This is a genomic window from Ruminiclostridium cellobioparum DSM 1351 = ATCC 15832 (assembly GCF_000621505.1).
Taxonomy (GTDB): domain Bacteria; phylum Bacillota; class Clostridia; order Acetivibrionales; family DSM-1351; genus Ruminiclostridium; species Ruminiclostridium cellobioparum.
Genome location: NZ_JHYD01000002.1, coordinates 184605 through 208684, shown reverse-complemented (window position 1 = coordinate 208684; position 24080 = coordinate 184605). Strand labels below are relative to the sequence as shown.

15 protein-coding genes are annotated in these 24080 nt (G+C 42.3%); 3 read left to right on the top strand and 12 right to left on the bottom strand.

Features of this window, described 5'->3' with window-relative positions; genetic code table 11:
• Positions 1–65: 65 nt before the first annotated feature.
• The 4 genes from T344_RS0103070 to T344_RS27465 form a co-directional block, all read right to left on the bottom strand.
• A complete protein-coding gene (locus T344_RS0103070) occupies positions 66–1544 on the bottom strand; it encodes a long-chain-fatty-acid--CoA ligase (RefSeq protein ID WP_051571546.1) in 1479 nt (492 codons plus the stop codon).
• Between the two features lie 170 nt (positions 1545–1714).
• Positions 1715–2635 carry a DUF2935 domain-containing protein gene (locus T344_RS0103065; protein WP_027627490.1) on the bottom strand — a complete coding sequence of 307 codons (921 nt, stop codon included), beginning with the start codon at positions 2633–2635 and terminating at the stop codon, positions 1715–1717.
• Between the two features lie 117 nt (positions 2636–2752).
• Entirely contained in the window at positions 2753–4588 is a 1836-nt protein-coding gene (locus tag T344_RS0103060) for a bifunctional diguanylate cyclase/phosphohydrolase (protein ID WP_027627489.1), read from the bottom strand.
• A gap of 334 nt (positions 4589–4922) precedes the next feature.
• Positions 4923–8495 (bottom strand): carbohydrate-binding domain-containing protein, encoded by a 3573-nt coding sequence (locus T344_RS27465; RefSeq protein WP_034860559.1) that lies wholly within the window; start codon positions 8493–8495, stop codon positions 4923–4925.
• Between the two features lie 263 nt (positions 8496–8758).
• Between T344_RS27465 and T344_RS0103045 the strand changes: the two genes are divergently transcribed.
• Positions 8759–9568 (top strand): PrsW family intramembrane metalloprotease, encoded by an 810-nt coding sequence (locus T344_RS0103045; RefSeq protein ID WP_027627488.1) that lies wholly within the window; start codon positions 8759–8761, stop codon positions 9566–9568.
• A 54-nt stretch (positions 9569–9622) separates the two neighbouring features.
• On the opposite strand, the gene T344_RS0103040 is transcribed toward T344_RS0103045, so the two are convergent.
• On the bottom strand, positions 9623–10105 hold the full coding sequence (locus T344_RS0103040) for an LURP-one-related/scramblase family protein (protein WP_242842022.1): 483 nt from the start codon (positions 10103–10105) through the stop codon (positions 9623–9625).
• Between the two features lie 305 nt (positions 10106–10410).
• Between T344_RS0103040 and T344_RS0103035 the strand changes: the two genes are divergently transcribed.
• A complete protein-coding gene (locus T344_RS0103035) occupies positions 10411–12069 on the top strand; it encodes an alpha-keto acid decarboxylase family protein (protein ID WP_084331083.1) in 1659 nt (552 codons plus the stop codon).
• A 71-nt stretch (positions 12070–12140) separates the two neighbouring features.
• Here the strand turns inward: T344_RS0103035 and T344_RS0103030 are convergent, their stop codons facing one another.
• The 4 genes from T344_RS0103030 to T344_RS0103015 form a co-directional block, all read right to left on the bottom strand.
• The gene (locus tag T344_RS0103030; RefSeq protein WP_027627485.1) at positions 12141–12926 is read right to left on the bottom strand and encodes a CBM35 domain-containing protein; all 786 of its coding nucleotides are present in this window, start codon (positions 12924–12926) and stop codon (positions 12141–12143) included.
• Between the two features lie 237 nt (positions 12927–13163).
• The gene (locus T344_RS0103025) at positions 13164–14651 is read right to left on the bottom strand and encodes a glutamate synthase subunit beta (RefSeq protein WP_027627484.1); all 1488 of its coding nucleotides are present in this window, start codon (positions 14649–14651) and stop codon (positions 13164–13166) included.
• A gap of 20 nt (positions 14652–14671) precedes the next feature.
• Entirely contained in the window at positions 14672–19231 is a 4560-nt protein-coding gene (gene gltB, locus T344_RS0103020) for a glutamate synthase large subunit (protein WP_027627483.1), read from the bottom strand.
• A 494-nt stretch (positions 19232–19725) separates the two neighbouring features.
• Positions 19726–20280: a hypothetical protein gene (locus tag T344_RS0103015; RefSeq protein WP_027627482.1), complete on the bottom strand. Its 555-nt coding sequence runs from the start codon at positions 20278–20280 to the stop codon at positions 19726–19728.
• Between the two features lie 178 nt (positions 20281–20458).
• On the opposite strand from T344_RS0103015, the gene T344_RS0103010 reads away from it, so the two are divergent.
• Positions 20459–21343: a hypothetical protein gene (locus tag T344_RS0103010; protein ID WP_027627481.1), complete on the top strand. Its 885-nt coding sequence runs from the start codon at positions 20459–20461 to the stop codon at positions 21341–21343.
• Positions 21344–21544: 201 nt separating this feature from the next.
• Here the strand turns inward: T344_RS0103010 and T344_RS0103005 are convergent, their stop codons facing one another.
• The 3 genes from T344_RS0103005 to T344_RS0102995 form a co-directional block, all read right to left on the bottom strand.
• Positions 21545–22480 carry a ribonuclease Z gene (locus tag T344_RS0103005; RefSeq protein WP_027627480.1) on the bottom strand — a complete coding sequence of 312 codons (936 nt, stop codon included), beginning with the start codon at positions 22478–22480 and terminating at the stop codon, positions 21545–21547.
• Positions 22481–22600: 120 nt separating this feature from the next.
• The gene (locus T344_RS0103000; protein WP_027627479.1) at positions 22601–22840 is read right to left on the bottom strand and encodes a hypothetical protein; all 240 of its coding nucleotides are present in this window, start codon (positions 22838–22840) and stop codon (positions 22601–22603) included.
• 39 nt (positions 22841–22879) lie between these two features.
• On the bottom strand, positions 22880–23395 hold the full coding sequence (locus T344_RS0102995; RefSeq protein ID WP_027627478.1) for a ribonuclease H-like YkuK family protein: 516 nt from the start codon (positions 23393–23395) through the stop codon (positions 22880–22882).
• Positions 23396–24080 lie beyond the last annotated feature (685 nt).

Sequence of the window (24080 nt, the reverse complement as noted above, 5' to 3'; positions counted from 1 at the left end):
TAATATACTACTACATACCATTTCAACTTAAAAGCAAAAATAACCGGCTTTTGCATCAATTCTCCCTACAGTTCCTTCAGCCACCTTTTCATGATCTTCCCGGTACTGTTCTTGGGCAGGCTGTCTATGAATTCTATTTCTCTTGGGAGCTTGTACACAGCAAGTCTTTCCTTCATATAGCGAAGGAGCTCCCTTGGAGTACATTCTTCTCCCTCCTTGAGTACTACAAAGGCCTTGACATATTCTCCCCTGAGCTTGTCCTCCAAACCGATTACGGCAGCTTCCCTGACTTTGGAATACTGGTAGATTACCTCTTCAACTTCTCTGGGATAAACATTCAAACCACCTACAATCACCATATCCTTTTTCCGGTCTACAATGTAAATGTAGCCCTCCCTGTCCTTTTTCGCCATATCCCCTGTAAAAAGCCAGCCGTCAACCAGGGCCTTCTGTGTTTCCTCTTCCTGTTTGTAGTAACCCAGCATTACATTTTCTCCCCGGACAGCCAGCTCTCCAACCTGTTCGGCAGGGAGTTCATTGTTGTTTTCATCCACAATCCTGCACTCCTGATAAGGCAGCGGCAAGCCTATGGAGCCCTCCTTCTGAACGCCGTCCAAAGGGTTGAAGCAAACTGCAGGAGCTGCTTCGGTCAGTCCGTAGCCTTCGACCACAGGTAACTTCAATATTTCCTTAGCCTGCCTGAAAATTTCCACTGGTAGAGCAGCACCGCCCGATACTGCCAGACGGAGATCCGGAAAGCCTATACTGTTTTTTCCCGCTTCCAGCAAAACCACATACATTGCAGGAACACCCATAAACACAGTTATTTTATCCCTGATCAGAGCTTCCACCACTTCCTTTGGCTGGAAGCTTTCAATTATGGTTATGCAGGCACCCGACCAAAGGGGCATCAGGACACAGGCTGTGAATGCGAATACGTGGAACATTGGGAGCACGCACATATAATTATCCCCGGGCACACCCTTTAGTCCCAGCCTGCATTGTTCAGCATTGAACACCAGGTTTTTATGTGTCAGCATGGCTGCCTTCTGTTTTCCTGTGGTACCTGAAGTATACAAAAAAGTTGATACTGCATTCCGGTCGTCAAAATCCTCAAAACCGGTGCCTGAAAGCTCCGAAATATTTTGTTTGAGTTCTTCGTCAAGTACAATGACTTCAATGTTCAAGGCATTTTGTATGGTATCTTTTGTGATTTTGGCCTTTTGTAAAATAAGGGGGTGGACAATCATCATTTTAGCTTCGGAGTCCTTAATCAGATAAGCTATTTCCTCCATAGTAAGCAGCAGATTGATAGGTACAATTATTCCACCGTTTCTCACAACACCGAAATAGGAAAAGATAAATTCAGGCGAATTTGTACAGCTTAATATGACCCGTTCTCCAGTCCTGAGTCCCATTTTCCTGAAATAATCGGCATACCCTGTAACACTTTCATCCAGCTGCTTGTAGGTAATGGTGCTGTCCTTGAATTTAAGAGCCGCAGCCTCCGGATTGTAAACGTTTTTATATATGGTACCTACCATGTAAACCCTCCTTGAAAATTTATTTATTATCAGATTTTATCACCAGATGATATTTAATATATTATATAGTATTGTACTAATATTTGTACAGGCAGTTTATGATTTTTTTATTAAAAATATTTACCCTGAAAAAACAGACCCGCAACCCCCTGCTGGTATTGCCGATCTGCCTATTTGTACATTTTCAATTGTTGAAGATAGTGATTTGCTTCTCTCAGGACATGGTCAGCCAGCAGCGGAAGGATAACCGATCTGATTTTACAGTCAACGATGCCTTCCGTTCCCTGTTCCTTGAAATTCCTGATATCTGTGGTGGCATTCAAACTTTCCCGGATTATGCGGGGCAGTTTCTCCGGATTTTGATATGCCTCTACGGCAACAGCCGTCAGCTCATCGAATTGTTCGGAAAAACCGTTGGCCACCCTGATCAGCTCAGCCTCTGCAGGGTCAAACATGCCTCTTACAAACTTTGCATGTTCACCCATGATATCATTCCAAAAAGCCAGCTGTACGGCCTTTTGGCCGGGTTCATCACCAATATCCTCCCTTTTCTGCAGCAGCTGCAGCTGCTGCAGATACTCCCCGGCCTCCCGGATGACATGATCCAGCAGCATCGGATAGATATGAGTAAACATTTTACAGTCCAGAACCTTTTGAAGGATCTCCTTCTGTGACTTCACAGCAGCCTCCAAAAGGGCAATGATCCTATCGTTCAACATATCAACCGAATGTTCGAGGGAATGCTTCCGGCCCCTTCCGGGATAGTTCAGCAATCTGATTTCCTGAAGAGTAATTTCAGTGTTTATGGCAAGTCCCGTATACTCCATTGTTTTCAATTCAGCCTTATATGTATATTGAGTTACAATATCCCCTGCCGAAATGGTTTTTGGGTCAACCGTACCTCTTGCCAGTAAAATCGTCTCCTCCAGCAGTCCTTCAAATCTTTCCTTCAGTTCTGTCAGTTTCGGAACCAGCCCCTCATCCTTCAAGGTCAGAGCCGAAGCAGCAAATATAATGTGTTCCTTCATGATTCTTAAGAAAAACAGATTGGTTTCCACAGACTGCCTTATGTACTCAACTGAAGTCAGCATAATATTTCTCCGCCCCTTTTACGAAATTCCGCAATACTATATACTATGTTGACTTCAAATAAATAGGAACTTCATAAAATGCAAAACATGCCGGCTGACCAGGTTGAAAGTTATTGCCTAAATATAAAAATGCATTTGCTTAAGAAGTTCAAATATTTTTTTATCAAATTTATGCTGTTCCTTTTCCATTATTTCAATGGCTTCTTTTCTGGTAAAGGCTTTCCTGTAGCACCTGTTTTCAGTCAGGGCATCAAAAATGTCGGCAACTACAATAATCTGTGAGAACAAGGGAATGTCGGTTTTTTTGAAGTATCCCGAACCATCCAGATATTCATGGTGATATAGGATATAATCTGAGACTTCCTTAAGATTTTCCCTGCTTTGTGCATACTGGTAGCTGTAAAATGCATGCATCTTGACCTTTTTGAATTCCTCCGGGGTCAATTTGCCGGGTTTGTTCAATATTCCGGGATCAATATACAGTTTGCCCACATCATGGTTGGCCGCTGCAAGTCTTACCTTGCTGCATTCCTCCTCCGACAGGCCATAGGCTTCTGCCAGTGAAGTACATATGGCTGCCACCCTTTCACTGTGTAACATAATCTCACGGTAAGCATCCGAATGTGAAAACATATCAAATGTGAGAAAATCAAATTTTGCGCGTGCCAAAGCCTTCTTGATTTTCTCCCTCATGAGTTCCAGGGGTATCTCATTATCCGACAGCACCACGAAGGCCAAAGAAACCGAATCGTAAATGTTGTCATACTCTCTGAAGCATGATGCAATACATCTCCTGAGCCTGTTATATTCCTCAGTGGAAATGAGCCGGGTGCTGCTGAAGTTGATTCTGTAGATTCCTCCCACCGTATTAAACCGGTTATATTTTGAAAGATATTTTGTAATATCAAATGAGACATTTTCAAACAGCTGGGAATCTTCATCCGACAACACAACAGTGTTTTTTCCTATCTTCTTTGCAATGTAAAGCGCACTGTCGGCAGTGCGGATAAGCTCCATATGATCAGTCACCTTGCAGGATTGCCCCAGAATTGATACTCCTACACTGACACTTAAGCTGCTCTCCTGAAAATTCAGAGAATTAAATTCCTTTCTGATATTCTCGGCAACATTTAATATATCTGTATTTTCCATATTTTTCGTCAATAGCAAAAACTCTTCCCCGCCATACCGGATTGCCAGAACCGGCAAATTTTCTATAGAATCCTTTATGGCTTTAACAAGCATGTTGATAACCTTATCTCCATTTAGATGCCCGTACCTGTCGTTTATATGCTTGAAATTATCTATATCAAGGATGATGGCACCGTTGATATCGGACATCTTGTTTTTCCAGTCGTCCAGCAGCTGGGAAAGGAACAGCCTGTTATACAGGCCTGTCAGCCCGTCTCTTTCAGCCGAATCCCTGACTTTTGCAAAGAGGTCCGCATTCTCAAAATATATGCATATCTGGCTTTTTATTAATTGTAACAACTCTTTCTTGTCATTATCTATCATATCGGGCCTTTCGTGGTGAATAACCAGGTAACCGTATATATGTCCCCGCTTTGACAGATTCAGTATACCCAGGCAGCCTGAAATGTATCCGAAAATTTCATCACCGGCTTCTTTCACATCCGGCAGATAGAGTTCATTATTTATAAGGTATTTGGGGTTTAGTTCCATCCGGGATATTTCGGCCGGTGTATATATTTTACAATTCAGCCCCAATACGCCGGCTATAACATCCTTTAAATAGCTGATTATGTCAGAGAAGCTCAGTATGTTTCCCATATACTCATTGATATCAATCAGCACAGATACCGCTGCCAGCCTGTTTTCAAGACTTTGTACCTTGGAGGTGAGATTTGCATATTCGGAATTCATTTTCATAAGAAGATCCATGATTTGCTCAATGGAAGAACCAATATTGACTTTACCTTCATTTGTATACATGATTTAGCGCCTTCCCTTTAAAAATTATGAACATTATCAGCAGCATAATTACATTTTCTGGAACAGCATCTATCTATTTTTCTAAATTATAGCACAAAAGTTTATGCATTTACATAATTTCTCGTTTTTTAAAGTATAATGCAGAGGTTTGTATTATTTTCTGCAATTCTGTAGGAAATTGTACATTTTTACTATATTTAAAGATGAAAAAAGGAACTGCTGCCCAAGATTTATTCATTGCGCAGCAGTTCCTTTTCTTGTCCTTCAGCAGCTCCCGAAGCCTTTCAAACCAAAATGAATACTTCGGGTGTACTGCTCATAATGGATTGGTCCTTTAATTAAGTTTGAGCTTATAAAGTTTATAAAGAATTTGTGCCGCCTCGGCCCTGGTAACAGCTGCCGTGGGATTCAGCCTGTCTCCGCTGACCGTGAACATGCCGGAGCCAACCATGGCTGCAACACTTTCATATGCATATTTTGCCAGCTTTGAAACATCTTTAAATTGACCCATGTCCTCCGCCGTCTCCTGTAACATATCTTTACCGGACAACCTCAGAGCCTTTGCCGCAATTGTCAGCATCTCCTGCCTGGTTATGGGCTTTTCCGGACTGAACCGGTTATTGCCGGTACCCTTCACCAGTTCAAGCGCCTTTGCTATTCCCAGTGCATCATAATATTTATCGTTTTTGCCGATATCACTGAAATTGTCACTGTATCCGGCAGTTAACCCAAAAGCATTGATAGTCCACATTGCAAACTCTCCTCTTGTTATACTTTTTCCGGGACTGAAAAGATTATGGGCAGTACCCTCCAGTATTCCCCTGGCTGCCAATACCTGTACAGCTTCTTCTGCGTCAGGGTTCTTCTCCAAGTCTGTAAAGTTTATTTTGGAATATACAACTGCATATTGGCTGAAATGCGTAACTGTAAATATCACCGAACCGGTACCGGAATCATATCTTCCGCTTGGAACTGCTTCAGCTTTCCCTTCTTTATTTATATGCCAGATCACTATAAAGTCCGGAGCAGCCATTTCTCCGGCCGTGGGGATATATGGCACCGAAACCGTAACCGGTGTATAAGGGCCGCTCCATGAGAATTCTTTTCCGCCGGATTTAAAACTCAAATCAATAACAGGTCTGTCACCTATAATATCCTGAAGCTCCCTGTCAAGCTTTGACCTGTCCGCCTTTGATATACTCAGGTCAATATTGGAGTTATTGTCCAAACCTGAGTTTTTCAACAGGTTTGCAGGAAGTGTGATGGTCCCCAGCACAGTTTTTACATCAATACTGTCTTTTGAATTTCCTGATGCCAATGCCGAAACCGGAAGCTGCTGCGTATAGGCGGTTGCCGTGGTGACCTTTGGAATCTCCAGGGTGACCTTTCTGTTTCCGGCCTCATCCTTAACCGCCGAGTTAAATGCCTTTCTCAGGGTATCACTTGTGGCAACGGCCTTTGTTGTTCCGTTCAGTGTGGCAGTTCTTTGTCTTACGGTTACACTTCCGTCTTTATTTATTTCGGGTACGGGATCATTGTCAGTGCTGCCGCCGCTTCCTCCCGAGCTCCCGCTGCTTCCGCCCGTGCCTGAACCATTCCCCCCATTGTTACCGGGATTTTCAGGGTTTCCGGGATTTACCCCCGTCTCTTTTTCAAACCTTACATTATCCATGTACATGGTTCCGGAAAAGTCGCTCCCTGCATCTCCCATAGCAATTATTATGTCCCTCAGATTTGTATCTGCAGCTATCACCTTGCCGTCATTGAGCTTATCCAGATCAAATCTGGCCTGGAAGCGGTAAAGTCCGTCTGGTGTCTTTTCCATACCGTTCAGCGATGCCAGCGGAATATCGCAGCTTTCCGACACCTGGGCCCAATAGCCAAGGCTTGGAGGTGCAAAAGCGAGATTTATTGAAATGACTCCATAATTTGCACGTACCGGCTTCAGATAAAAATCAAAAGAAAGGTACTTGCCGTCACCGCGTGTTGTATTGATATCACCCAGCTTGAGGCGCGGTGCCGATGCCCAGCCGTCCGAAGGCTTCTCATCAGGATATGTCACCTCCCAGGATATTGCCTTTGACCCGTTTGCTTCCTTTATTGTCAACGCAGTTTTGACTCCTGACGCAGCATCCCAATCCCAGCCCTGACGCGTGGAATCCTCAAAGCCGGAGGGAAGTGCCGCCGTGCCCGGCGGTGCGTGTAAAACCGGCTGTTCAACAACTTTTCGGTTCCCCGATACGCTGATGTTATCCAGGTATATTGTACCGGACGTTGCGGACGCTCCCACAAACAGTATTATATTCGTCATTATGCTGTCGCTGCTGTCATTCGCAATGGCCTCAAGGTTTGGAGAATCCTCTCCGGTTATTGTCACCAACGCCTTATATGTATTGTCAGCCTGCAGCTCAAAGGCACCTGGCGTGACAACTACCGCACGTTTCGGATTTGCCCAGCTGTGACCGGCACTTTGCGGTATTGCCGCTATGGCAACTGCCGAAGGTGATGTAACTATGACATCCATAGTCAGCTTTTGAGCCCCCAGGATATCAGGTCTGGCGGAGGTACCATCGGCCGATAAACGGAGATTTGCCCAATAGTTTCCCTCGGATATGTCCCTGCTGGCATCAATGCCTTCAATTTTCAGTGAATTATTTTCATTGGAAACTGTTATATCTTTTACAGGACTGTCCCCGTTGACATCGAATCCCTGGGTAGTGCCGTCGTTAAAATCCCATATGTTTATTGTAAAATCTTCTCTGACTGTACGGTCTATGGGCGTATAGGGAATTCCCTTTATACGTGCGCGGGCATATTCACCTGACACGCTGAGTTCTTTTATATCCCAGACCTCATCATCACCCGGATCAAGGCTTGTTTCCTGTGACTTGCCCGGTTCGAAGGGAATAAATGCACCGGAGGTCTCGTTCTTGTTGGTCAGCGACCAATTGCACCAGCTGATATTGTTTTCATTGAGGAAATCGAGCCATTCATCGGCTTTATCAAGGAAGGGCCCTCCATCCCCGCTGGCCTTGCTGGTTCCCCATTCAGAGGCAAAAACAGCTGCGCCATGTTCCAGGGCATAGCGTACATTACTCATAACATTTGATCTGTCCGAGCTGTCTTCACCCGGCATATGAGTGCCGGTATAAAAGTGCACCGTATAAATGGTGTTATCGTCGTCAATAGGATCATCAGCTGCCAGATCAGGGCGCTGGCTCCAGTTCGGATTTCCGACCATAACCAGGTTCCTGTTCCCTCCGTCACGAAGCATTTTTATTATGGGCTGGGCATAAGACTTGACCTTGCTCCAGCCTGCCGCATCGTTTGTCACTCCGGGACTGCCGCTGTTGGGTTCATTACACAATTCATATATAATATGAGGATTATCAGGGTACATTTGTGAGATTTCAGTAAAGAAATCCATTGCACCGGAATACACTCCGGCATTTGGATCTCCCGGTTGAAGAACATGCCAGTCGACTATTACATACATGTCGTTTGAAATAGCCAGATCGATTCCGTCAATTACTCTCTGTTTGATAACAGCAGGAGCTTTTGCATATCCGTCTTCACTTACATACATAGCCAGACGGATAACATTGCTTCCCCAATCCCTTGAGAGCGCTGCAAATGCATTATTGTTCAATATCTGGGGGAACCATTGCAAACCGTGGGTGCTCATACCGCGCAGCTGAATCGGATCACTGTTTTGATCACAGAGAGTTTTGACCCCGTTCTTATCGAGAAGCTGCAGTGCTCCGCCTGTCGACGGCTTTTCTGCGGCATTCACCACCAGGTGGGAATAATCCGGCTCTGCCGCCGAAACCGTTACGGGTAAAAGTATCATCAACATGGCAAAAACAATAACAATTGCCAGAAGCTTTTGTTTTATGTTTTTGTACATTACCATTCCTCCTTCGCTTTATTATTTATGAAATACAGCTTCAATCTGTGGAACCTGTAAAAAATCCCATTTTTTCTTTCGGCCGCAACAGATTTTCTGTCGATATAAATAATATAATTATTAGAAATATTTGTCAATTATAGATTTGATTCCCATTAATTGCTATGTGTCTTTTCCCTCTTAAAGTAAAAGTGTATAATTTCCAAGGATTTATTTTTGATAAATTGCAATTATAATAATAAAATAATTTTTCAGGTGATATGATGGATGATAAAGTAAAGCGGAAATACTGGCTGCGTGTCCTTTTATTCGGATTTATTATTTATGCGGCCACAGTTATTACATTGATATTAACCGGCAACATCAACCTGTTTCCCAGTATTGTGCTGATTGGAAACTTTTTGGTACCCGTGGCCTTTGTCTCCTTTTTCTATGAAAGAAGGGAAATGTTCAGCGTTAATATGCCGGCCACTGCCATGTGCTTTTTCTTTGGAGGAGCACTTGGTACTATTGCAGCATCTCTGCTGGAACCTATCTTTATCCCTGAGCTTACATTTATAACTGCTTTTACGGTGGGTATCATTGAGGAATTTACAAAACTTATAGGTGTTTTTCTGATTGCAAGGAACAGACGGTATAATTCCATGCTGGACGGAATTATTCTCGGTTCTGCGGCAGGTATGGGGTTTGCAGCCTTTGAGAGTACAGGTTATGCATTTACCTCTTTTCTCCAGAGCGGGGGCAGCCTGTCTCAAACAGTTTTCGTTACTTTGATACGCGGGATAGCATCTCCGGTGGGCCATGGAACCTGGACCGCAATACTGTCAAGCATACTGCTGAGAGAAAGTGTACAGGGCAGATTTCATATAAATATTCATGTGATTAAAGCATATATTACTGTTGTTGTACTGCACGGTTTATGGGACGGCTTTCCCTTGGTAATCAATTATATCTTTCCCTGGGCGTATTCGGTCCTTATAGGTCAGTTGATATTAGGGACGGTGGGATTATTTATCCTTTACAGGCGCTGGCAGGACTCAAAACTGGAATTCAGCCATAAAAGTGCATCCTGAAAAAGAAACCCAGTATCCTGACAATACTGAGTTCTTTATCAGACAGGTCTTCTACTATTTTTGATCATGACAGACCATATCTATTACGATTGCCAGAGCCAAACCAACTACTTGATCCTGTCCGTCATCAATTTCCACACCGTATGTATCCGACATTGAGAAGAATTTTTTGGATATCATAGCAACAACGGTGTTTCCATTTTTAATTTTAAATTCATGGCCGGTGTAGTTCCCTTCCACTGTGAAATCTCCGCCGGTACCGTTAATAACAAAACTATGCCTTAATAGTGAGAACTTCTTCTTAACAGTGGCGATCTCCTGTCCCGAAATTATTATTTTATATTCGGGCATGAATTTTAATAGTTTTTGTTCTATATTGCAGAGTTCGTTGCCGGACAAGTCCAATATTTTGAGCTTGTTTCCTATTGATAAGAGCTGGCTCTTAACGGTATAAACATCCTCTCCGGCATCATTCTTGATTTTAAATCCGTCACCGAGGGAAAAAATCTTTTGTTTGATCTGATATTTCACTTTCATTACCTCCCAAATTTTATTTGCTATAGCTATATTATATTAATAAATTTGTTATTTCAAGTAAAATCGACTTTAAAATGTATATTATTACATTTAACTCAAATTTATTTAAACCCTATATACAAGCTGCTTGTTCCTTCAATTAATATATGGCAGTCAATTGCAATTTCAGCGGTAATCGGGCATGAATCCCCCGAGAGTGGTGATACTAAAATAAGTTTAATTTAATATAAGTTATTTTCATTCCGTAAGAGGTTTATTAATATTATCTGTGTCGCTGTCCGTCAGGCAGCAGAATGGAGCAAAAAATGGAGAATAAAACTGTTGGCAGCTTTTTATATGATTGTTTAAGCAATGAGGGAATAGCCGATATCTTCGGTGTTCCCGGCGACTACAATTTCTCGCTTTTGAATGCCCTGGAGGAATACGGCAGCATCAAATTTGTCAACTGCTGCAATGAGTTAAACGCCGGCTACGCCGCTGACGCGTATGCCAGGGTCAAAGGGATGAGCGCTCTTATAACCACCTTTGGAGTCGGGGAGTTAAGCACCTGCAATGCCATTGCAGGCTCCTACTGCGAAAGTGTTCCGGTTATCCATATCATTGGCGGGCCTAAAACGGCAGTACAGCAGGAGCATAAACAGATGCACCACACTCTTCTGGACGGCGATTTTGAAGTTTTCAAAAATCTCTATGGGTTCATATCCCAATACACCGCCAAAATAACGCCGGAAAATGCAGCCGTTGAAATTCCCACTGCCATTGCAGCCGCAAAAGAATCAAAAAAACCCGTATATCTGCTGATTGCTTCCGATATTGTCAACAAGACGGTTGTACAAAGGGATGTGCACATCTCAAAAAAGCAGACAAGCCAACCCTCCCTGCAAGCTGCTGTTCAGCATATCAGCAGTATGATGGACCAATCGCAAAATCCGGTGCTGCTTTCAGGAATCCATGTGTCAAGGTATAATCTGCAGGCTCAGGTACAACAGCTTGCTGAGAAAATAAACCTCCCTGTGGCAACAATGATGATGGGTAAGGGTTCCTTTGATGAAAGACATAAAAATTTTATAGGGCTTTACGCGGGCAGCCTTGGAAATACCCAGGTGCAAAACATTGTTGAAACCTCGGACTGTGTGCTGGCAGTTGGCACCAATTGGTCGGACTATAATACCGGCATATTTACAGCCAGGATAAACCCTGTAAAATTAATAGATATTCAGCCCGATAAAGTCAGCGTCGGTATGACGGTATACGAAAATGTATTAATTCAGGATATATTGAGTGAACTTCCGGGCAGGATAAACAAACAGATGCCCTCCCTCCCACAAGTCAACTTTTCATATGAAAATGATTACCCTTATATGGAGGAACCTGTCACCGCCAGGTATTATTATCCCAGAATTCAAAAAATGCTCAGGGAAAATGATATCCTGGTTGCAGATGCCGGGAGCTTTCAATTCGGAAGTGCTCTGTTCAAACTGCCCAGGGGTGCCACCTACATCACCCAGGGAGGCTGGGGCAGTATCGGTTATGGAACTCCTGCCACCTTCGGCGCATGTATGGCCGATAAAAACAGGAGGGTCATATTATTCGTGGGTGACGGTTCCAATCAGATGACTGTCCAGGAGTTCAGCTCCATGCTGGTCAATAAGTGCAAACCCATTATTTTTTTAGTCAACAACAGTGAATATACCATTGAAAAATATCTTAATACCGCTCCAAAACCCGCCCCCTACAATAATATTGCCTCGTGGGACTATGCAAAACTGCTGGAAGCCTTCGGAGGAGATTTCTTTTCAGCCAAGGTTCATACAAATAAAGAGCTTGATGCTGCCATAAAGCAGGCAGAAACCTTGTGCAGCCAAAAGCTGTGCCTCATTGAGCTCTTTGCTCCCCAAATGGATGCTCCCGAGATTGTCCACAAAATAAAAGGTGTAGTGGAGCAAATAGCAAAGCAGATGTGATATGGATAAGAAAATCCTCCTGCCCATTATGTGTAGGAGGATTTTCTTATTTTTTATTGCAAACTCTTGTTTTATTGGATTTCAATATAATCCAGTTCTGCATAACCGGCAGCGCCTTTGCCGAGCTTAATGGTATTGGAGCCTGCCTTGAGCGTGACGTTTACTGTCGTGCTTCCAAACTGTCCCCAACCGGAAGTGGGCGTGTATGTAACTGTGCTTGCAGCTCCGCTGTTCACTGAAAGATTCTGGGTCGAGTTGGCACCGGTGCCGTTGGCATACCGGATGGTCATGGTATAGGTTTTGGCTGCTGCTGCGTTGACAGTGAAGGCTACATAGCTGTCGGAATAATCAATACCGCCTACATATTGGTTATTGGAGGCATCGGAACCGCTGTAAATACTGGCGTTGTTCACAGTTGCACCTTCTGCTTCATACCTGCTGGCGGAAGGTCCGGAACTTCCCTTGATAAAGGTTATGCTGCTGCCGATGGCACCGATGCCGGAAATGGATAATCCGGAGTTTGTACCGTTCCACCACTTGGCACTGGGGGATGTAGTGTCGTTGAAGCCGGTTTTATATCCTGCATGGAACAAGTCGCCATCTGCTCCGCTGTTCCCATTTCTCTCAAGCTGAAAAAGATTATCTGCCTGTTCAACGGACACAAGGAAATGCTTTGAAGCGGTCATCTGGTTGAAACTGTTGTCTCCATTTTGGTCCACATGCCATATGATAAGCCCTTCATCCGGCATATTGGCATACCTGCCGGTCTTTCGTATGTTTTCAATGAGGAAATATTCTTTGGCTTTTGAACCCGTCCAGCGATATGCCTGTTGAGCACCGGTGCTGTTGGACACCATTTTCCCCGCATTTGTTTTGTATGAATATTGAATCTCTTACATATTATAACACTATCTTTTGTAATAAAAAGTGGAAAATTTCCATATTAACTCAAATATTTCTATATTATATATTTAAAACACGAAAAAACAGATGGATTCCAGCAACAACAAATAAGGCCGGAATAAATACCTGATGTAAGTATTCTTCCGGCCTTAATAATTTTGTATCTTAATTTAATTTGCTTCTTATTGCTCTTAACTTCTGATACTTGTCTTTCCCATAAGGAACCTGTCAACTTCCCTTGCGGCCAGCTTTCCTTCCTGGATTGCCCAGACTACCAGACTCTGGCCTCTTCGCATATCTCCGGCGGCAAATACCTTGTCGGCACTGGTCTGATGCTCTTCAAACTCAGCCTTTATATTGCTTCTCGGATCTCTTTCCAAACCGAGTTCGTTTGGTATGGTATCTTCGGGTCCAAGGAATCCCATTGCCAGAAGGATCAAATCAGCCTTCCAAACCTTTTCACTGCCGGGTACGGGCTGCGGACCGAATCTGCCCTGTGCATCCCTGGCCCAGGTGACTTCAACCGTGTGGACCTCTGCAACCTCACCCCTGTCATTACCGACTATCTTTGTAGTGTTAATGAGATAGTTTCTCGGGTCCTCACCCGCAAAAGCTATAGCCTCCTGCTGACCGTAGTCCACTTTCAGCTTCTTTGGCCATTCGGGCCAGGGATTTGATTTTTGCTCCCTCTCCCTAGGAGGCTCAGGCATGATTTCAAACTGGTGAACACTCCTGCAGCCATGTCTCAAGGCTGTGGCCACACAATCGGTTCCGGTATCGCCGCCCCCGATGATAATAACATTTTTATCTTTTGCGCTGATGTAATTTCCATCCTGGTGTTTTGAATCCAGAAGGCTCTTTGTATTGGCTTTCAGGAAGTCAACAGCGTAGTATATTCCCTTCAGATCACTGCCCGGCACATTAAGACCTCTGGCCTTTGTGGCTCCGCCGCACAGAACAACCGCATGATAGCCGTCCACCAGCTCCTGTGCGCTGATATCCCTGCCTACTTCAGTGTTTAGCACAAATTTGATTCCAGACTCCTTCAGGAGATTTATTCTTCTTTCGACAATGCCCTTGTCGATTTTGATATTTGGTATTCCATACATCAGAAGTCCTCCGGGCCTGTCATTTCTTTCATAAACCGTAACCTCATGTCCCACATGGTTCAGATAATACGCAGCCGACAAACCTGACGGCCCTGATCCCACAACGGCAACTTTTTTTCCCGTGGGCCGGCTCTTCTTTGTTTCCACCCAACCTTCGGCAAAGGCTCTTTCAATTATTTCATATTCAATCTCGTGTATTGTAACCGACTCCATATTGTAGCCTTCTGTACATGAGCCTTCGCAGGGAGCAGGACACACTCTGCCTGTAAATTCCGGAAACGGATTTGTCCTGATCAGCCTCTTATAAGCTTCCTTCCACTGTCCCCTGTATACCAGGTCATTCCACTCGGGAATAAGGTTGTGAACAGGGCAGCCGGCAGCCATACCGTTTAAAAGTACCCCTCCGTGACAGAAGGGAATTCCGCAGTTCATACACCTTGCGGCCTGGGTTTTTATCACCTCAGGATCACGCTCAATGCGGATTTCATTCCAGTCTCCTATTCTTTCCTCCGGAGGCCTTTTTTTAGGGTCTATTCTTTCATATTCTAAAAATCCAGTAGCTTTTCCCATCGTAATCCCACCTTACTCCATTAATTTTTTAAACTCTCTTGAAATGCCGCCATCAATGCCTCGTCACCTGTCAAGCCCTTCCGGTGGGCATTCTCGATGTTCTCAAGCATTTTCCTGTAATCCTCAGGTATCACCCTGGTAAACCTCTGTGAATAATTCTTCCAGTCGTCAAGAACCTTTTTACCTAAAGGACTTCCTGTATATGAAACATGTTTTTCTATCATCTCTTTAATATTGTCCAGCTCGGCGCCGTCAGTGAGCTTTTCGGTCAATACCAGGGACTGGTTGCAATATGCCTCATCAAAGTCCAGAACATATGCTATACCGCCCGACATACCTGCCGCAAAATTTCTTCCTATCCCGCCGAGTATTACAACTCTGCCGCCGGTCATGTATTCGCAGCCATGATCTCCCACGCCTTCGACTACGGCTTTGATGCCGCTGTTTCTTACGCAGAATCTTTCACCTGCAATACCGTTGATATACGCTTCACCCTCAGTTGCACCATAGAATGCCACATTGCCTATGAGTATGTTTTTCTCAGGTTGGAAATCTGAGGCTTTAGGAGGATAAACAATGATTTTTCCGCCTGAAAGACCCTTTCCGATGTAGTCATTGGAGTCCCCCTCCAGCTCAAGAGTCATCCCCTTTGGTATGAAGGCTCCGAAGCTCTGTCCTGCCGAACCTACGAAGCTGAGCTTGATAGTGTCCTCCGGAAGGCCTTCCTCACCGTATCTCCTGGATATTTCACTGCCTATCACAGTCCCCACAACCCTGTCAACATTCTCAATCTTGAGCTTGGCCCTGATTGGTTTCTTTTCTTCCAGGGCAGGCTTGCACATTCTCAGAAGCTTTTTGATTCCCAGTGACTTATCCATCATGTGGTTCTGCTCCCGCATCTTGTATCTGCCCACATCGGCACCTGCATAAGGCTGGTAAAGTATTGCCGACAAATCAAGCTGGGATGCCTTCCAATGCTTTATATTATCCTTTGCCTTCAGCCTGTCGGTGCGTCCCACCATTTCATTTATGGTTCTGAAGCCCAGTTTTGCCATTATCTCACGCATTTCCTGAGCAATAAATCTCATGAAGTTCTCCACATATTCGGGCTTGCCTGTAAAATTCCTTCTCAGCTGTTCATTCTGGGTAGCTATGCCCACAGGACATGTATTCAGATTACATACCCTCATCATTACGCAGCCCAGTGCTATAAGAGGAGTAGTGGCAAAGCCGTACTCTTCTGCTCCCAGCAGAGCGGCAACAACCACATCCTTACCGGTAAGCAGCTTTCCGTCGGTTTCAACCACAACCCGGTCCCTCAACCTGTTAAGTACCAGAGTCTGATGGGTTTCGGCAAGCCCAAGCTCCCAGGGAAGACCTGCATTTTTAATACTTGTCCATGGGGATGCCCCTGTTCCTCCGTCGTATCCGCTGACAAGTATTACGTCAGCCTTCCCCTTTGCAACACCTGCGGCTATGGTTCCGACACCCACCTCTGAAACAAGCTTCACATTGATCCTTGCCTTATTGTTGGCATTCTTGAGGTCATGTATAAGCTCCGCCAAATCCTCAATGGAGTATATATCATGGTGCGGCGGCGGTGAAATCAGGTCCACGCCCGGAGTTGAGTGTCTGACCTTTGCAATTTCGGGATAGACCTTACGTCCCGGAAGCTGTCCGCCTTCTCCCGGCTTTGCACCCTGGGCCATCTTTATCTGTATTTCAACGGCATTTGCCAGGTAGTTGCTGGTAACACCGAACCGTCCCGAAGCAACCTGCTTGATGGCACTCTTTTTGGAGTCTCCGTTTGCCAATACCTTGAATCTCTCAGGATCTTCCCCGCCTTCACCGGTATTGCTCTTTCCTCCCAGCCTGTTCATGGCAACGGCCAGACATTCATGAGCTTCCTTGCTTATGGAACCGTAGGACATGGCACCTGTCTTAAATCTCTTAACGATTGAGTCAACTGATTCAACCTCTTCAACAGGAATTGTATCCCCTATATTATAGTTAAATTCAAGTATACTTCTTAATGTTATGATTTCTTCTTCATTTATCTTTTTGGAATATTTCCTGAACAGCTGGTAATCTCCCTCACGGCATGCCTTCTGGAGCATGTATATGGTTTCGGGATTATACATGTGAACCTCACCGTCATCTTTTGACTGGAAGGTTCCGCCCACTTCAAGAGTGTCGCTGTACGGGGACTCAACATAGGCACTTTCATGTCTCATCTGATTTTCCATGGCAATTTCATCTATGCCGATACCTTCAAGTCTGGAGGGCGTATGTGTAAAGTAAGTGTCTATCAGGTCCTTTCTAAGGCCTACCGCTTCAAAAATCTGGGCACCATGGTAACTGCGTATGGTAGAGATACCCATCTTTGTGAGTACCTTGAGCACACCTTTTACAGTCCCTTTTATAAAGTTCTTTCTGGCTTCCTCATAGGTCAGGGAGCCAAGCAGGCCCTTGTCGGAAAGCTCCTTTATCGTTTCATAGGCCAGATATGGATTTACCGCAGTTACACCGTAACCTATAAGGGTACAGAAATGGTGTACTTCCCTTGGCTCGCCTGATTCCAGCACAATACCCACACTTGTTCTTATCTCTTTTCTTATCAGGTGGTGATGAAGTCCTGAAGATGCCAATAAAGCCGGTACTGCCGCATATTCCCTGTCCACTCCCCTGTCTGAAAGAACAATAATATTAACTCCTTCACTTATAGCCTTGTCAGCTTCCTTGAAAATTCTTTTCAAGGCCTTTTCCATTGCCATGGGGCCTTCAGCCACTTTATAGAGCATTGAAACGGTAGCTGCCTTGAATTTTTCATTATTTAAATTCTTTAAGGTATTGAGCTGTTCATTTGTCAAAACAGGATGTTCAAGGAAGATACTTCCGGTCTTTTCCTGGTCAGGCTCAAGCAGATTTCCCGCCGTTCCCAGCAATATGCTGCCGGAGGTTACTATTTCCTCTCTGATACCGTCAATAGGCGGATTTGTAACCTGGGCGAACAACTGCTTGAAATAAAGGTACAACATCTGCGGCTTTTCGGACAACACCGCCAGAGGAGTGTCCATACCCATTGCTCCCACAGGGTCGGCACCTGAAGCCGCCATGGGCAGTATATACTTGTTTACATCTTCAAAGGTATATCCGAAAGCCTTCTGCTGCTGCAGCAAATCCTCTCCTGCTTTTTCCTCCCCGGCTTTTTCAGCAGGCATGTCACTGAGTTTGAATATATGTTTTTTAACCCATTCACCATATGGGTGCATTTTAGAGACGCTTTCCTTTATTTCCTCATCGGAAATAATCCTCTGTGCCCTGGTATCGATAAGAAGCATTCTGCCCGGTTCAAGCCTGCCCTTATACCGTATGTTTTCAGGTTTGATATCAACTACTCCGACTTCGGATGCAAGTACAACCTTGTCATCTTTTGTCACATAGTATCTTGATGGACGAAGTCCGTTTCTGTCAAGCATTCCGCCTATCACATCGCCGTCGGTGAATGCCATGGCGGCAGGTCCGTCCCATGGCTCCATTATAAAATTCTGGAACTCATAGAAATCTTTTTTGGTTTTGGACATAAGCTGGTTCTTTTCCCACGGTTCGGGAATCATCATCAATATTGCCTGGGGAAGGGATTTTCCTGTGAGATACATGAATTCAAGGCTGTTGTCGAACATGGAGGAGTCACTGCCCGATTCATCAACTATGGGATATATCTTGTTGATGTCATCAAACAATTTGGAATCCATGCATTTCTGACGTGCCTTCATCCAGTTTACATTACCTCTGATGGTATTTATTTCTCCGTTGTGTACGAGATATCTGTTTGGATGTGCTCTTTCCCAGCTTGGGAAGGTGTTTGTACTGAATCTGGAGTGGACCATTGCCAGTGCCGACACAAAGTCCAGGTCCGAAAGATCGAGATAGAAATTTCTCAACTGCTCGGCAGTGAGCATACCTTTGTAAACAATGGTTTTGGAAGACAAACTTGCAACGTAGAATATGCTTCCCTTGTCTTCGCACATGGGTCCGATAACCCTTTCAGACCTTTTTCTGATGGTATAGAGCTTTCTTTCAAAGGCCATTTCATCTGCCAAATCCAAAGATTTTTCAATAAATACCTGAATAAATCTGGGCATAACAGATTTTGCGCTGTCACCTATTGTTGTCTTGTCTATGGGCACTTCCCTCCAGCCCAGGATTTTCTGCCCCTCTTCCTTTACGATCTTTTCAAAGGCCTCCATTTGAGTTTTTCTGAAATCCTCATATTTGTGGGCAAAGATCATACCTACGCCGTAATTGCCTTTTTCAGGCAAATCAAACCCCAGAACTTCACATTCTCTTTTAAAAAAGTCATGTGGGATCTGAACCAGTATTCCTGCACCGTCACCTGTGTTTTCATCTGCTCCGCTGGCCCCTCTGTGATTTAAGTTTTCCAGCACTGTCAAAGCGTCGGCAACGATATCATGGGATTTTTCTCCTTTTATGTTTACGACAAACCCCATTCCACATGCGTCATGTTCTAATGCCGGGTCGTAAAGCCCCTGCTTGTTTGGTAAACCATATTTTTGCATATTTCACACCCTTATTTCTATTTATATATTTTTTATACAATTATTCTAACACGGAACATGCAAATTTTAAAAGTAATTATTTGGAATTTTTCATATTTTTTTTGTTTTTAAAACCAGACTTTTTTATTTTTAAGCAGCAGAACCCAGTAAATAAGCTACTTTTGCAAAGAAGATTATTAAGTTTGAAATTTAAATCAATAAAAAATTTTTTTTGCAAATATTTACGAATTTGCAACTTTGGATATTAAAACTTTCAAATTTGATATTTTATTTGATATTTTTAGTTAAAATTTTACCTTTCCAATCCTTTTATATTTTACTAACCTGAACAGGAAATTTTTAGAGGCCAAATTCAATGACAAGATCTAAACTTCTTGCGGAACTATATTTTTCAAAATAGTTCATATCTTCGCTTAATTGTATTTCAGTTGAATTTCATAGGATTTGCTTAACTTTGATCTGGATTCCAACTATATTACTTTGTTATAAGAAGCTCATTTTGTATGTAAAATGAGCTTCTTATATTCTTCTTCGTAATTCTGTATTCTATTTTCGACATTTTTGGAATCAAATAATTGAAACAAATTTATTTTATTCATAGAAATTATATCATTCTCAATATACCAGTTTTTATTGTGTCTTTTTAGGAAAGTTAGCCTATTATATTCATAATGCCCCTTAGTAAGTTTTATATCATAAGAAATTGTTGTAGTATATTTTGATCCTATAATACATAGGTTTCCAAAAATAAAAACTTGGCGCCATGAATTTCCTGAGCTTATTTTTTCAAATTTCATACTATTGCTTTCTACATATAATTTGTTATATTTATCTCTTAAATCAATTAACTTTAATAAATCACCATCTTTAATTAAATTTGAATAATGATGTGATTTTTTATAAAAAATTACATCATTATATTTTAAATCATATTCATGTATAGTTTTCTTTACTAAATTTGTATTAGGAATATAATATAAAAAAGTGAAACCTAAAGTGGCAAGAATAATAAAGCAAATAATGCAACTAAATAATTTTCTTCTAATCATAATATTTCCTTTTAATTGTATTTATTGAATATTATATAACATATTATGGGAGAAATAAATATACGCACATTGACATATTATGGAAGTTAATATATATTGAAAATGTAAATACTGTTAGAAGTGCACATTTGACATTTTTACATTTTATTTTTACTATACAACAAAGGGAGGCTTAATTATGAAATTAGTAAAAAAGATTTTATCCTTGTTTTTATGTATTACATTTCTTTTTTCGCTTACAATTGTCAGTTCCGCAACTGATAGCGATGTTTCTAAAAACCAAAAAAAATTAATATCAACCATAAAGATCACTGAATATGAGATGCTACAGCAACTGCAAGGCCAAAGTGACGAAGCTTTAAAGGAAAAAGGGTTAACAGCCACAGAAATTAAAGAAATTAAAAATTTTAACTATTTTGATGCTTTGAAAAAAAGAGCTGCTATTAAGAATAATAAAGAATTAGAGGGTATGGGCTATAGCGAAAATGATATTGAAATACTTAAAGATCCTAATAGTTCAGAATCAGAATTAATAGCCTTATCTGCAACAGTAACTTTTTCAGTATGGGAATATGGTCATTTCTTACAATCCGCATTGTCTGAAGTATATTTAGAAACTGATTGGAGTTGGGATATATGGCCTACTTTTGGCAGTACAGATATTGTTGCTATATGTTGGAGTAACAATCTCTATTGTAATACTAACACCCAAAAACCTTATGAAACATATGCTGAAGTAAGTTATTATGATATAGGGTCGACTTATCGTGGATATAGTCAACTAACTGTTATAGCTGAAACAAACTTAGGTGCTCATGTCAAAATACCCCTAAGAAAAAAAATTGGCAACTATGAATGCTTTGCACTAAATGGGTATATGCAAACATATATACAAAAAAAGGCTTATGTTCCTCAGGTGAGTGTGTACGCCAAATACGGACATTCTACAGTTACCGTAACACCTACAGTTTCTTTCAAGGGGTATCCATCAATTGAATTTGCTCCGACAATGACTGAAGCTGCTGAAGATGATGAGTATATTGATCTTACGATACCTTATTAAGTAATACTCTAATATGTAATTTATACATACTGGGTTGTCTAAAAATATATGTCATTTTTTTAGACAACCTCTTTTTATATAAAAATTAAAAACTATATTATTAAATTACAATTTTTTTTGAGCTAAATTTATCTTTTTCAAACATTATAATCAAAATATTTATCACATACAGCTGATTCTTGCCAGTATAACATCCCATTGCTATGTGTCGAGGAATACTTTTAACATTTCCTTGAACTTTATATTTTTAGTCATGAGATCGCAGCCTGCAATTGTGTTCGCAAATACAGAAGTTGCAGAAGCTATATGTTCCTGCGGATTTTCCAGCGCAGGGCTGAAATGTGTCAGCCAGAGTTCCTCCACCTCACCGCGCTTCGCGAGCAGGGCAGCCTCTGAAAAAACCATATGTTTCTTTTGAACCGCTTTTTCCATATCCCGGTTATCACCATACATTCCCTCACATATAAAGAGGTCGGAGTCTTTTATAAAATCAACAAGTCCTTCCACGGGCCTGGTGTCTGTACAATAGGATACCTTTATCCCTCTTCGCTGTTCACCTATCACCATTTCAGGTTTAATCCGTCTTCCTTCAAGGTCAACGAGTTCACCCTTCTGCAGCTGCTTCCAGTATTTCACCGGTATCCCCAGCTGTTCGGCTTTCCTGCGGTCAAACCTACCCTGCCTTTTAATTTCAAAGCTGTACGCCAGGCATGGCATCCAATGTTCAACAGGAATACTTCCGACGTAAATATCCCCCAATAAAAATTCCGCACCTTGATCATGGGGCAGTTCCAGCAGCCTGATTTCGTAAGGCAGCCGGGGAGCTATAACCAGGAGACCTTCCACAACGGTTTTTAACCCGGCCGGTCCTATCAGGGTCAGCGGCTCTTCTCTTCCCGAATTGCCCAGGGTTAAAAGAAATCCCGTCAGACCTGCAACATGATCGGCATGGTAATGGGTAAATAATACCGCATCAATTGCCTTAAAGCCCCAACCGCATATTCTCAGAGGTATCTGTGCAGCTTCACCGCAATCCACCAGGAGCATCCGGCCCTTGTATCTCAACAGCAGAGAGGTAAGCCATCTGTCCGGAAGCGGCATCATTCCTCCTGTTCCCAGCAAACATACATCCAGCATACAACAAACTCCTTTCAGGTCGTTAAATAGTAATTCAGCAGAAATATCAACAGTATGCGAGCGGCAGCCATTAATTAAAATAACAGGCAGCCGGGTAAAATCATGTGGCTGCCTGTTATTTTATCTCAACTTACTTGAAAAGAGCATCCGGCTTTGTTCAAGGTAAAGTGACGAATTATAATTATTATGATTATGATGATTGTTATGATTGTTTTTATTATTGTTCCTTGCCGATAAAATCCTGCCGCTCCCCTCTATACTCTCCCAATGCTCAAGCGAAATTGTTCCGATCTTGAGTTTGTCTCTTTTGTTTCTGCTCTTTGATATATATTTTTTCACATTCATTGCCAATGTATTCATATTTTGTCTCCAATTCTGCCGGATAAAGTATTCTATTCATCAGCTTACCCTCGTATCGCGGCTGTATCTGTTTGCATAGCTGCTTGCAACAAAAGCTTCCGGCTTGATTTTTGCATCTACCGGCATACCTTCGAAATATCCGACCATCTCTTTAATAAGTTTACGGGTTTCTCCCCTTGTTCCAACATCGATGTGAGCTTCAAGTCTGCAGTCAAAGTTTTCATACCTGACTGCAATATCATACAGCGAAGTCAGCAATTCCTGATTAAGCATGTTAACCATCTCATAAGTAAGGGAAGTTTCCTTCGTTATCTTTTCTCTCAAATTTGTGTATTGTCTGTTCAGTATCCTTTTACATACGCAGCCCCAGGCTCCCCGGCCCTCTCTGTGTATATAGATACCTGTTGCAAAACAGGTGATTCTGCCTTTTAACTGGGAGTCCGTCCCCACTGCCAGTCTGTACCTGCAGTCAGGGTCCAGTCTGATAAAATATTCAATGCTGGCTATCACATCAACAAAGCTCATATTTTTTTGTACCGTATTAAAAAATCTCATTATTTCACCATCTTTCTCATTTATTCCGCCTCAATATCTTTCTGAATACTGCTTCCGGCTATTTTTTCATATTATTTTCTTCAAGCATCCTTTGATAAATTTTAAAAATAAAAAAGTGATTAAATCCCACATACGGGCTTAATCACTCTTGTTTGTAAATGCTTATCTGTAAATATCCGAACCGGCCTTTTTAAAATACATTATAAAGGAAGTTCCTTCTGTCACATTTATTCAACAGAGGATCAAGCCAATGCAGATTATTATTCATGCATGGTTTTTCCTGTGCAATAACTTTGTTAAGTTGTTTCATACATGAATTCATTAAATACATGGTTAACCCCCCTTTCGTAATTTTGATCGATTTTATCAGTATTGTTTATGAATTGCCATGCTGCAGCAGTTCAGTCCCAGCCGCCTTATGAATTTTACAACACATATTCAGCTGTGTCAATATTTTCCCAATTATGTAATTTTATTGTAATACCGACGTCACATAAATGATATATCCGGCACAGTAACGTTAAGTATCAGGGACGGACAAAACAAAAAGCAGCCAGGCCATATTTTGCCCAACTGCTTTGAACTTTTATCGCTGATTTATGATTAACTTGTAAAAATAATCATCACGTAAACAGAGGTCAGGCCAATGTACCATTTTCCCATATGTATAAGGTACAACAGTATT

What these genes read in the sequence shown, in the direction of transcription:
- T344_RS0103010 (WP_027627481.1), top strand. Translation starts at nt 20,459, where the DNA reads ATGAAATTAGTAAAAAAGATTTTATCCTTGTTTTTATGTATTACATTT.
- T344_RS0103070 (WP_051571546.1), bottom strand. Translation starts at nt 1,544, where the DNA reads ATGGTAGGTACCATATATAAAAACGTTTACAATCCGGAGGCTGCGGCT.
- T344_RS0103045 (WP_027627488.1), top strand. Translation starts at nt 8,759, where the DNA reads ATGGATGATAAAGTAAAGCGGAAATACTGGCTGCGTGTCCTTTTATTC.
- T344_RS0103040 (WP_242842022.1), bottom strand. Translation starts at nt 10,105, where the DNA reads ATGAAAGTGAAATATCAGATCAAACAAAAGATTTTTTCCCTCGGTGAC.
- T344_RS0102995 (WP_027627478.1), bottom strand. Translation starts at nt 23,395, where the DNA reads ATGAGATTTTTTAATACGGTACAAAAAAATATGAGCTTTGTTGATGTG.
- T344_RS0103005 (WP_027627480.1), bottom strand. Translation starts at nt 22,480, where the DNA reads ATGCTGGATGTATGTTTGCTGGGAACAGGAGGAATGATGCCGCTTCCG.
- T344_RS27465 (WP_034860559.1), bottom strand. Translation starts at nt 8,495, where the DNA reads ATGTACAAAAACATAAAACAAAAGCTTCTGGCAATTGTTATTGTTTTT.
- T344_RS0103015 (WP_027627482.1), bottom strand. Translation starts at nt 20,280, where the DNA reads ATGATTAGAAGAAAATTATTTAGTTGCATTATTTGCTTTATTATTCTT.
- T344_RS0103035 (WP_084331083.1), top strand. Translation starts at nt 10,411, where the DNA reads ATGGAGAATAAAACTGTTGGCAGCTTTTTATATGATTGTTTAAGCAAT.
- gltB (WP_027627483.1), bottom strand. Translation starts at nt 19,231, where the DNA reads ATGCAAAAATATGGTTTACCAAACAAGCAGGGGCTTTACGACCCGGCA.
- T344_RS0103065 (WP_027627490.1), bottom strand. Translation starts at nt 2,635, where the DNA reads ATGCTGACTTCAGTTGAGTACATAAGGCAGTCTGTGGAAACCAATCTG.
- T344_RS0103060 (WP_027627489.1), bottom strand. Translation starts at nt 4,588, where the DNA reads ATGTATACAAATGAAGGTAAAGTCAATATTGGTTCTTCCATTGAGCAA.
- T344_RS0103000 (WP_027627479.1), bottom strand. Translation starts at nt 22,840, where the DNA reads ATGAATACATTGGCAATGAATGTGAAAAAATATATATCAAAGAGCAGA.
- T344_RS0103030 (WP_027627485.1), bottom strand. Translation starts at nt 12,926, where the DNA reads ATGGTGTCCAACAGCACCGGTGCTCAACAGGCATATCGCTGGACGGGT.
- T344_RS0103025 (WP_027627484.1), bottom strand. Translation starts at nt 14,651, where the DNA reads ATGGGAAAAGCTACTGGATTTTTAGAATATGAAAGAATAGACCCTAAA.